This is a genomic window from Streptomyces sp. NPDC048389, from assembly GCF_040706335.1.
Taxonomy (GTDB): Bacteria; Actinomycetota; Actinomycetes; order Streptomycetales; family Streptomycetaceae; genus Streptomyces.
On record NZ_JBEZKP010000026.1, the window covers coordinates 87,180 to 96,465 of the forward strand.

Here is a 9,286-nt window from a genome sequence, read left to right on the forward strand (position 1 = left end):
CGCCGGGACCGAGCCGCTCCCGGCGCGCACCCCGGACGCCCGTGCCCCCTGCGCCGCGTCCGTGCCCCCGCCGGGCCTCGTAGAATCGGGGCCACCATGGCTTACCTCGACCACGCCGCGACCACTCCGATGCTGCCGGAGGCGATCGAGGCTATGACCGCCCGGCTCGCCGTCACCGGCAACGCCTCCTCGCTCCACGCCGCCGGGCGCCGGGCCCGCCGTACCGTCGAGGAGGCCCGCGAAACCCTCGCCGAAGCCCTCGGCGCCCGCCCCAGCGAGGTCGTCTTCACCTCGGGCGGCACCGAGGCCGACAACCTCGCCGTCAAGGGCCTGTACTGGGCCCGCCGCGACACCGACCCGGCCCGGACCCGCGTCCTCGCCTCCCCCGTCGAGCACCACGCCGTCCTGGACGCGGTCCACTGGCTCGGCGAACACGAGGGCGCGACGGTCGAGTACCTGCCGGTCGACTCCTACGGCAGGGTCCACCCCGAGGCGCTGCGCGAAGCCATCGGGCGCAACCCGGACGACGTGGCGTTCGCCACCGTCATGTGGGCCAACAACGAGATCGGCACGGTCATGCCGGTCCGTGAACTGGCAGCCGTCGCCGCCGAGTTCGGCGTCCCGCTGCACGCCGACGCCGTCCAGGCCGTCGGCCAGCTCGACGTCGGCTTCGCCGCCTCGGGATTTGCCGCGATGACGGTGTCCGGCCACAAGATCGGCGGGCCGTACGGCATCGGCGCCCTGCTGCTCGGCCGCGAGCACAGCCCGGTGCCCGTGATGCACGGCGGCGGCCAGGAACGCCACGTACGCTCCGGCACCCTCGATGCCCCGGCCATAGCGGCCTTCGCGGTGGCCGGACGGCTGGCCGCCGAGCGCCGCGAGGACTTCGCCCGTGACATCGGCGGCCTGCGCGACGATCTCGTACGCGCAGTGCGCTCCGCCGTCCCCGACGCGATTCTCGGCGGCGACCCGGTCGACCGGCTGCCCGCCAACGCGCACTTCACCTTCCCCGGCTGCGAGGGCGACTCGCTGCTCCTGCTGCTCGACGCCCAGGGCATCGAGTGCTCCACCGGCTCCGCCTGCACCGCGGGCATCGCACAGCCCAGCCACGTGCTCCTCGCCACCGGCACTCCCCCCGACCTGGCCCGCGGCACCCTGCGCTTCAGCCTCGGGCACACCTCGACGAAGGCCGACGTGGAAGCCGTCGCCCAGGCCATCGGCCCGGCGGTCGAAAGGGCGCGCACGGCGGGGCTGAGCTGACGGCGCCGCTGCCCGAACGTGGCGACACCTGTTGCCGATGGGCCTCTGCCGGGGGTTGCCGGAAAGCGGCAGGCGCAAGCGGGCCACGGCTGCCTGTCGCCCTTGGCAAAGTGCTGTTCTTCACCCTGCTGGTCACGTGTTTCGCCCTGCGGTTCCCAGCCAGGTGGCTCGCACTCCCGCGGCGGGTGGTGCCCGTCGCCGTCGTGGCGATCGGCGGGTTCATGGCCGGCCGGCTCCACCGGCGTCGGCGCCCGACTGCGGCGCAAGCGGCGTGACGCGTCCGGACGGCGCACGAGCCCCTGAGCCGGCGGGCCGGCGTCCGCCCGGGACCGGAGCCCGCGGTGCCGGGGACAAGGGGTACGCCGGTGGACGAGTGGGTACGAGGGGCACGAAGGTAGTCGCGGGGCAACGAGGGGGACGCGGCATGGGGGCGAGGGGCAGCGGCGGCGTCGTGGTACTGACCGCGCTGCCACTGGAGTTCAGGGCCGTGAGCGCGCATCTGGACGACCTCCTGCCTCTGCAGCACCCGGCGGGCACGGTGTTCGACGTGGGCACCTTCGCCGGCACCTCCTGGCGGGTCGCTCTTGCGGAGATCGGCGAGGGCAACCAGTCGGCCGCCGTCATCACCGAGCGGGCCCGCGAGTGGCTGAAGCCGGAGGCGGTGTTCTTCGTCGGGGTTGCCGGAGGGCTCAAGAAGGACGTGGCGCTGGGCGATGTCGTCGTCGCCACCCGCGTGTACGCCTACCACGGCGGCAAGGAGACCGATGAGGGCCGGCTGGCCCGGCCCCGCGTCTGGGACGCCCCCCACGCGCTGGAGCAACAGGCCCGCGCGGCCCTGCGCGACGATCGGTGGATCTCACGCATCCGCGGCGCCGCGGGCGTACGGCAGCAGGTCGATGCCCTGTTGCGGGACGCGGGGCGTTCCCTCTTCGCCGCCCACCGCCCGGGGGCCGTACCGAAGGTCCACTTCAAGCCCGTCGCAGCCGGTGAGGTGGTGCTCGGCTCCAACCGCTCGGCCCTGGCGCAGCGTCTCAGGACCGTCTACAGCGATGCCGTCGCCGTGGAGATGGAGAGCGCCGGCGTCGCCCAGGCCGCTCATCTCGCAGGCAGTCTGCCAGTACTGAGCATCCGTGGGATCAGCGACCACGCCGACGGCAGGAAGGCCAGGGCGGACGCCGCAGGCTCCCAGGAGAAGGCGGCTGCGCACGCGGCGGCGGCGCTGGAAGCGGTCCTGGGCCGGTTGCAGCCCGCGGCCGTCGCGGACATACGGCAGACGGTTCAGGACGTGCTGCGACGGTTGGACCTTCCTCCGGGCCTGCTCAAGGACGCGACCACACTCTCAAGGACGGAGCTGGACCGCGTACGCCGTTGGTGCCCCACCGAACGCGGAGAGGACATCCTTCTGGTGTGGCAGCCCGAGAACTCGTTCAGCCTGCTGACGCTCACGCCGAATGTCGCTGTGGTCACCACGTGGGGCATACGGTTCCGACCGTCGTTGCCCGTGCCGTTCGGGGTGGCGCACACCGATCTGTGGTCCTGTGACTTCTCCCTGGACCCCGAGACCCGGAGCCTGGACTCCGAGAGCCTCGGCCGCCTCACGCGCACGGGACACCGGCTGACGGTCCGGCGCGGCAACCAGGAGCACGTGGTCGCCGGCATCGACGGCGACAAGGCCCCGCTCGAAGGGTGGCTGTGGTTCCTGGAAGCGTTGCGGGACGCCCTCGCTCCGTCGGGCCCCTGGTCGCCGCGGCACTGACCGGCGGGGCTTTTCCGCCTGCCACCCCCATCTCCGGCCGGTTCACCCTCGGTCCGGTCCCCGGGACGCGGTCAGGTCCGAGTACCGCACGATCTGACCGCCCAGGGCGGCGACCGCCAGCAGTTCGAGGACCGATACCGCCACGAGCACGACACCGGCATCTCCCGCCACCCAGAACACCACCAGAGCGGCCAGCGGAATCGCACAGAACGCGAGCAGATCCACGGCGAGCTGCAGCAGCTTTCGTGATCTACGACGGGCGTCGGCGCGGTGGGCGATCTCCCAGCCGAAGACCCGCGGTTCCTCACGGTCAGGGGACGGGGACACGCTCGCCGGTGACGCATTCGCCAGGGACGCCAGCCGGGGCGCCAGCTCCTCGCGGACGTAGCGACCGGCGGCCGAGATCTTCTCGTCGTTGGCCAGATAGGTCCAGCCGAGCAGGACGGAGACCGGCGGGAGCAACAGCAGCAACTCGGGCCGCCCCTTTGCCTGGAGGACAGCCGCCACGACGGCGGCGATCGCGGCCAGCATGGCGTACAGAAGATTGTCCCGGAAACCGATACGCGCGCGCTGCTCCTCCTTGAGCGCCTGGTACTCCGTCAACAGCAGATCCCCGATGGTTACGCGTTCCCCCACGCCCGTCTCCCCCCATGCCTGGTTTCCCCGATGGCCTCGCCCAGGGCCGCGCCCGGCCCTGGCCGACGAACTACGAGATGTCGGGGCGCCGACGCAGCGGTCACCAACGTGCCGAGAAACTCCCCGTCTTCCGGGCCTCCAGGTACTTGAAGCAGGCGTAGAAGACGACGAGACGCTGCCGCTGCTCACGCTTGTACTCGTTGACGGTCGTCTCCCGCAGGTGCTTGTCCATCTTCTGCAAAACCGAAGGCGTCGCCCCGGCGACGTACTCGGCTATCGCGTCCAGCGCCTCGTCGTCCTCCATGTGCATCCACTCGGTGATGGTGGACACGAACGGATAGCTGACCACCGTCTCGCTCGCCGCTTCCCCCAGCGCCTTCTTGAATTCGCTCCAGCTCATCGGGCCTCCCCCTGAGCAGCATCCGGCTTTCCGGCTAGCTCTTCCTGCCCCGGAACACGCCGGAATAAGCGACATCACGGAAAGCGGCCGACACGGTGAGTGACGGGGGATATGTCTTGAGAGCTTGCCGATCCCTCGGTACACCAGGGCTCAGCCCGGCCCCGCCCAGTCGAAGGTGATGTGCTTGCTGGACTGGCCCTCGCGGCTCCACTGGAACCCGTAGGCGTCGGCCCGGTCGGCCGTCGAGCGGCCCCAGGTCGAGACCTGGCCCGGTCCGGTCTCGGAGCCCGGCAGGTTGGTGGTCTGGACGCGAGCGCCCTCCGGGGTGGTCGGGCCGGTGAGTGCATCCGCGCGTGCCTCGACGCGGCCGGGGACGGCGGCGCTCCAGGACCCCAGGTCGTCGTCGATCCGGAATTCGATCGGGGCGTATTCCATGCCCCGCATCTCCATGTCGGCGACCTTCACGAATTCGCTGGGCCAGCCTCCCGCCTGTCCGCTGAAGATGGTCCCGATGGCTTCGCGCTGTCCCTCGTCCGCCCGCTCGTCGACGAAGATCGCGGCGTAGGAGTCGGAGTGCTCGCCCCAGACGTTGCCGACGAAGGAGCCCAGCATCAGTACGTTGAGGCCGTCGAGGGTGACGTCTCCGTAGCTGCCCTCACGGATGTGCCAGACCAGGACTCCCTCGCAATCGCCGAACGTGGGCGGCTGCGCGAAGGAACAGGGGCACGGGACGTTGCACTTGCACGTGTCGAACCAGTCCCCGGCAAGATGCCAGCGGGGAATGGTCTGTGGTGTCTGGGCCGTGTCAGTCATTTCCGGACCTCCTCCACCTCCTTTCCATCGTGCACCCGTCCCCGATCGCCGGTCCAGGGCCACAGGTGCGAGGCATGCCGTGACGTGCTGTGCTGGAAGGAGACCTCCTGTCTGGCGGCCCCGCCGTGGAGGAGCCCCGTGAACCACTCCCGGACCACCACCGCGTATCACCGGCGGATGCCCGCCGAGCCGCCGCTGCGGCAGGGGAATCTGCTGCCGGCCCGTGTGCTCGTGGCCGCCTGGTCCCTGCTCGTGGTGATAGCCGTTCTCGCCTGGGTGTTGACCGTCCGGCAGGCGGGCGACATGGGGGTCGAGCCCGGGACGATGGGGATGGGCATCCCCCTGTTCCTGCTGCTGTGGCTGGTGATGATGGCCGCCATGATGCTGCCGTCGGTGGCTCCCGTGGCGATCACCTGGGTACGGTGGATCGGCCGGAGTTCGACGGGCGTGGCACGGGCGGCACGAACCGCCGCGTTCACCGGGGGCTACCTGTTCGTCTGGACGGCCTTCGGGCTCCTCGCGTACTGGGCCCTGGCTGCCACCGGAGACCTTGTCCGTGATCACCCCGGCGCGGGCCGCTGGATCGGCTTCACCGTGTTCCTGCTGGCCGGACTCCAGCAGCTCGGGCCACTGAAGAACGTGTGCCTGCGGCACTGCCGCAGTCCGATGAGCCAGCTGATGGGCTACGCGCAGTTCAGGCACTGGGCCCGGGATTTCCGCGTGGGGGCGCACCACGGTCTGTACTGCGTGGGCTGCTGCTGGGGTCTGATGATCGTGCTCATCCCGCTCGGTGTCATGAACATCGCCGCGATGGCGGGTGTCGCGGCGGTGATCTTCATCGAGAAGCTGTGGCGGCTGGGACCGGCGTTCTCGACAGCGGTCGGGGTGATCCTCCTGGTGCTCGCCGGTCTCGCACCGTTCCAGGACTGGCTGCTGCCCGGGCTGCAACCGTCCGACGCGCCGATGCACATGCCCTGACGGGTCCGGCCCTGGGAGGGCGCAGGACGCGGCGCCTCAGGCGCTCGCTTCCGCCACTGCTGCTGCATGCGCGGCCTGCCGGGCCTTTGCCGCTCTGCGCGCCTGAGGCATCGCGTCACGGACCAGCTTCATGTACTTCGGCCAGTCCCAGTGCGGGCCCGGGTCGGTGTGGTCCGTGCCCGGGACCTCGACGTGGCCGATGATGTGCTCGCGGTCGACGGGTATGTCGTAGCGGACGCAGATACCGGCCGTCAGCTTCGCCGACGACCGGTACATCGCGTCCGTGAAGTCCTGTGGACGGTGCACGAAGCCCTCGTGCTCGATGCCGATGCTGCGCTCGTTGTACGAGCGGTTCCCCGCGTGGAAGGCGACGTCCAGCTCGCGGATCATCTGCGCCACATGGCCGTCCTTGCGGACCACGTAGTGCGTCGCGGCGCCGTGGCCGGGGTCCTTGAAGACCCTCAGGGCCGTCGGGTAGCTGCCCTGGACGACATGGATGATCACCGTGTCGATGCCGAAGTCGTCCGGGCGGTCGGCGAGCCGCCAGTTCGCCCGCGACGCGGCCGTCCACTCCGCGCCCGCGTGGTCCAGCTCGCCCTCCTTGCGCGGCTTGGCCATGCCCGGCAGCCGCCACCATGCCTGCCGCAGCTCGTCCTGTGCCAGCAGCCCGCCGCCCACGAGCACCGCGCCACCGCCGATGAGCACGGCCCGCCGGCTCACGCCGCGACCGCCCCTGCCGTGCTTCTTCTCGCTCCCCATGACGGTCACAACGCATACTCACGAGCATTCGGTTCCCCGGGGCCCGTACCCTGGTACCGCTATGACTGAGACCTCCCAGCGCCCCCTCCGTGTCCTCGCCGCCATGTCGGGCGGAGTCGACTCCGCCGTCGCCGCCGCCCGTGCCGCAGAGGCGGGCCACGACGTCACCGGTGTGCACCTGGCGCTCTCCGCGAACCCGCAGTCGTTCCGCACCGGAGCGCGCGGCTGCTGCACCATCGAGGACTCGCGCGACGCCCGCCGTGCCGCGGACGTCATCGGCATCCCCTTCTACGTGTGGGACCTGGCCGAACGCTTCCGCGAGGACGTGGTCGAGGACTTCGTCGCCGAGTACGAGGCGGGCCGTACGCCCAACCCCTGCCTGCGCTGCAACGAGAAGATCAAGTTCGCGGCACTGCTCGACAAGGCGCTCGCGCTCGGCTTCGACGCCGTGTGCACCGGCCACTACGCCACGGTCGTGACGGGCGAGGACGGCAGCCGCGAGCTGCACCGTGCCAGCGACATGGCCAAGGACCAGTCGTACGTCCTGGGCGTGCTCGACGAGAAGCAGCTCGCGCACGCGATGTTCCCGCTCGGAGACACGCTGACCACCAAGGACGAGATCCGGGCCGAGGCCGAGCGGCGCGGGCTGGCGGTCGCCAAGAAGCCCGACAGCCACGACATCTGCTTCATCGCCGACGGCGACACCCAGGGCTTCCTGGCGAACCGCCTCGGCCGGGCGGAGGGCGACATCGTCGACGAGGGCGGCGCGAAGCTCGGCACCCACGACGGTGCGTACGGCTTCACCATCGGTCAGCGCAAGGGCCTGCGCATCGGCCACCCCGCTCCCGACGGCAAGCCGCGCTACGTCCTCGACATCTCCCCGGTGGACAACACCGTGACCGTCGGCCCGGCAGAAGCGCTGGACGTCACCGCCCTGACCGCGATCAAGCCCCGCTGGTGCGGCACGGCCCCGACGGGCCCCGGCACGTACACCGCACAGCTCCGCGCCCACGGCGGTGAGACCGAGGTCACGGCGGAGCTGGTCGACGGCTCGGAGCTGCGGGTCTCCTTCACCGAGCCGGTGCGCGGCGTCGCCCCGGGCCAGGCGATCGTGCTCTACGACGGCACCCGCGTCGTCGGCTCCGCGACGATCGCGTCGACGACCCGCCGGGCGGCCGCGGTCGCGTGACGACTCGGGTGCGACCCTTCGCCCCGCCCGGACCCGCCCGCCCCCGCCCGGATCCTGTGTGTTGCCAGCCCCGGCCAGGCCCTTGCTGCCCGGCTGCCGTTGCACCCCGCCCCGATGACGACGCCGGACGCGGCGCCGAGTTCGGACCCGGTCCGCAGCCGCCGGCACGGCCCCCCGTATCTGTTCGTCGGCCGTGCCCTGGCCGCTGGGCCGCGACTCAGGCACATGACCGGCGGTCTCCACGGCATGAACGGAGAACAGCACCACCGCTCGAACCCGCCCGATCCGTACGGGACCTGTGACCGGAGGGCGGCCGAGCGGCGCGTGCCCGCGATGCCGTTCAGTGGCTGAAGAACCCCACCAGCGTCGGCGCCAGGGCGTGCGGGGCCGCGTGGTGGGTCTGGCCCGTCAGGGTGCGGTGGGCGCTGCGGGGGAGGGCGTGGGAGACGGCGCGGGCGGCCTCCCGCAGACCGGTCGGGCTCGCGCCGCCGTCGACAACCGGCGCAGGGATCGGAGGCCGCGCCGAGGAGGCCCGTCGGTGCACGGCCCGAAGCAAGTTCCAGCGGATGGAGGACCAGGGTTACCTGCCGCGGCCGCTCACCTGGCTGGCGTTCTTCGCCGGGAGGGCCGGCGCGATGGCCTACCTCGAGGGGATGGCCGGCGTGCGGTGGTGCGAGCATGGCGGGCATGACCACCCATCTGATCACCGGCGCAGGATCCGGCATCGGCGCGGCCGTCGCGCGCCGTCTGCACGAGCGGGGCGACGACCTCGTCCTCGTGGCGCGCGACGCGGGGCGGGCCAAGGAGTTCGAGGCACGGTACCCGGGGGCCGGCACCGTCGTCGCCGACCTGGCGGACCCCGACCGGATCTCCTGGGCCCTCGGACACCAGTCCATGCCCGAGAGCGTCGACTCCCTGCTGCACATCGCCGGCATCGTCGACCTCGGACCGGTCGCCGAACTGCGCCCCAGGACCTGGCACCAGCAGCTCAACGTGAACCTGATCGCCCCGGCCGAGCTGACCCGGCTGTTCCTTCCGCAACTGCGGGCCGCCCAGGGGCACGTGGTCTTCGTCAACTCGGGCGCCGGGCTCAACGCGCACGCGGAGTGGGGCGCGTACGCGGCCTCCAAGCACGGCCTCAAGGCGCTCGCCGACTCGCTGCGCCACGAGGAGCACGCGAACGGCGTGCGGGTGACGTCCGTCTATCCCGGGCGCACCGCGAGCCCGATGCAGGCCAAGATCCACTCGCAGGAGGGCAAGGAGTACGACCCCTCCCGCTGGATCGACCCCGAGTCGGTCGCCACGGCGATCCTCACCGCCGTCGACCTGCCGCGCGACGCCGAGATCAACGACCTGACGGTACGTCCGGGGCGCTGACGTCCCAGGGGCCGGCGGCGGGGGGCGGTATCGGGGGCCGCGGGGCCCGCGCCGGCACCGTGTCGTGCGCCGCCGCCCCTGCGCGGGCGTCCGTCGCCGTGCCGGCCGGGCCGCTGCC

General features: G+C 71.8%; 10 protein-coding genes and 1 pseudogene. 6 read left to right on the forward strand and 5 right to left on the reverse strand.

Annotation, left to right across the window (positions count from 1 at the left end; all coding sequences use genetic code 11):
* Positions 1 to 96 precede the first annotated feature (96 nt).
* Positions 97 to 1,260 (forward strand): cysteine desulfurase family protein, encoded by a 1,164-nt coding sequence (locus AB0903_RS19395; protein WP_366704323.1) that lies wholly within the window; start codon positions 97 to 99, stop codon positions 1,258 to 1,260.
* 424 nt (positions 1,261 to 1,684) lie between these two features.
* The gene (locus AB0903_RS19400) at positions 1,685 to 3,016 is read left to right on the forward strand and encodes a 5'-methylthioadenosine/S-adenosylhomocysteine nucleosidase (RefSeq protein WP_366704325.1); all 1,332 of its coding nucleotides are present in this window, start codon (positions 1,685 to 1,687) and stop codon (positions 3,014 to 3,016) included.
* Between the two features lie 42 nt (positions 3,017 to 3,058).
* Here AB0903_RS19400 and AB0903_RS19405 read toward each other — a convergent pair whose 3' ends face one another.
* The 3 genes from AB0903_RS19405 to AB0903_RS19415 all read right to left on the reverse strand — a co-directional run bounded on the left by AB0903_RS19405 (position 3,059) and on the right by AB0903_RS19415 (position 4,865).
* On the reverse strand, positions 3,059 to 3,652 hold the full coding sequence (locus AB0903_RS19405) for a hypothetical protein (RefSeq protein ID WP_366704327.1): 594 nt from the start codon (positions 3,650 to 3,652) through the stop codon (positions 3,059 to 3,061).
* Between the two features lie 100 nt (positions 3,653 to 3,752).
* Entirely contained in the window at positions 3,753 to 4,052 is a 300-nt protein-coding gene (locus AB0903_RS19410; RefSeq protein ID WP_366704329.1) for a hypothetical protein, read from the reverse strand.
* A gap of 150 nt (positions 4,053 to 4,202) precedes the next feature.
* Entirely contained in the window at positions 4,203 to 4,865 is a 663-nt protein-coding gene (locus tag AB0903_RS19415; RefSeq protein ID WP_366704331.1) for a DUF1326 domain-containing protein, read from the reverse strand.
* A gap of 177 nt (positions 4,866 to 5,042) precedes the next feature.
* On the opposite strand from AB0903_RS19415, the gene AB0903_RS19420 reads away from it, so the two are divergent.
* Positions 5,043 to 5,843 (forward strand): DUF2182 domain-containing protein, encoded by an 801-nt coding sequence (locus AB0903_RS19420; RefSeq protein WP_366704348.1) that lies wholly within the window; start codon positions 5,043 to 5,045, stop codon positions 5,841 to 5,843.
* 36 nt (positions 5,844 to 5,879) lie between these two features.
* On the opposite strand, the gene AB0903_RS19425 is transcribed toward AB0903_RS19420, so the two are convergent.
* Entirely contained in the window at positions 5,880 to 6,602 is a 723-nt protein-coding gene (locus AB0903_RS19425; protein ID WP_366704333.1) for an N-acetylmuramoyl-L-alanine amidase, read from the reverse strand.
* Positions 6,603 to 6,663: 61 nt separating this feature from the next.
* Between AB0903_RS19425 and mnmA the strand changes: the two genes are divergently transcribed.
* Positions 6,664 to 7,791, forward strand: a complete 1,128-nt coding sequence (gene mnmA, locus AB0903_RS19430; protein ID WP_366704335.1) for a tRNA 2-thiouridine(34) synthase MnmA — start codon at positions 6,664 to 6,666, stop codon at positions 7,789 to 7,791.
* 340 nt (positions 7,792 to 8,131) lie between these two features.
* On the opposite strand, the gene AB0903_RS19435 is transcribed toward mnmA, so the two are convergent.
* Positions 8,132 to 8,335 carry a hypothetical protein gene (locus tag AB0903_RS19435; RefSeq protein WP_366704337.1) on the reverse strand — a complete coding sequence of 68 codons (204 nt, stop codon included), beginning with the start codon at positions 8,333 to 8,335 and terminating at the stop codon, positions 8,132 to 8,134.
* 4 nt (positions 8,336 to 8,339) lie between these two features.
* On the opposite strand from AB0903_RS19435, the pseudogene AB0903_RS19440 reads away from it, so the two are divergent.
* Both AB0903_RS19440 and AB0903_RS19445 read left to right on the forward strand, forming a co-directional pair.
* Positions 8,340 to 8,459, forward strand: a pseudogene (locus AB0903_RS19440) (TIGR00730 family Rossman fold protein); the annotation flags it as partial.
* Between the two features lie 19 nt (positions 8,460 to 8,478).
* Entirely contained in the window at positions 8,479 to 9,168 is a 690-nt protein-coding gene (locus AB0903_RS19445) for an SDR family oxidoreductase (RefSeq protein ID WP_366704339.1), read from the forward strand.
* The last annotated feature ends 118 nt before the right edge of the window (positions 9,169 to 9,286 follow it).

What these genes read in the sequence shown, in the direction of transcription:
- AB0903_RS19395 (WP_366704323.1), top strand. Translation starts at nt 97, where the DNA reads ATGGCTTACCTCGACCACGCCGCGACCACTCCGATGCTGCCGGAGGCG.
- AB0903_RS19400 (WP_366704325.1), top strand. Translation starts at nt 1,685, where the DNA reads ATGGGGGCGAGGGGCAGCGGCGGCGTCGTGGTACTGACCGCGCTGCCA.
- AB0903_RS19410 (WP_366704329.1), bottom strand. Translation starts at nt 4,052, where the DNA reads ATGAGCTGGAGCGAATTCAAGAAGGCGCTGGGGGAAGCGGCGAGCGAG.
- AB0903_RS19415 (WP_366704331.1), bottom strand. Translation starts at nt 4,865, where the DNA reads ATGACTGACACGGCCCAGACACCACAGACCATTCCCCGCTGGCATCTT.
- AB0903_RS19420 (WP_366704348.1), top strand. Translation starts at nt 5,043, where the DNA reads ATGCCCGCCGAGCCGCCGCTGCGGCAGGGGAATCTGCTGCCGGCCCGT.
- AB0903_RS19425 (WP_366704333.1), bottom strand. Translation starts at nt 6,602, where the DNA reads ATGGGGAGCGAGAAGAAGCACGGCAGGGGCGGTCGCGGCGTGAGCCGG.
- mnmA (WP_366704335.1), top strand. Translation starts at nt 6,664, where the DNA reads ATGACTGAGACCTCCCAGCGCCCCCTCCGTGTCCTCGCCGCCATGTCG.
- AB0903_RS19445 (WP_366704339.1), top strand. Translation starts at nt 8,479, where the DNA reads ATGACCACCCATCTGATCACCGGCGCAGGATCCGGCATCGGCGCGGCC.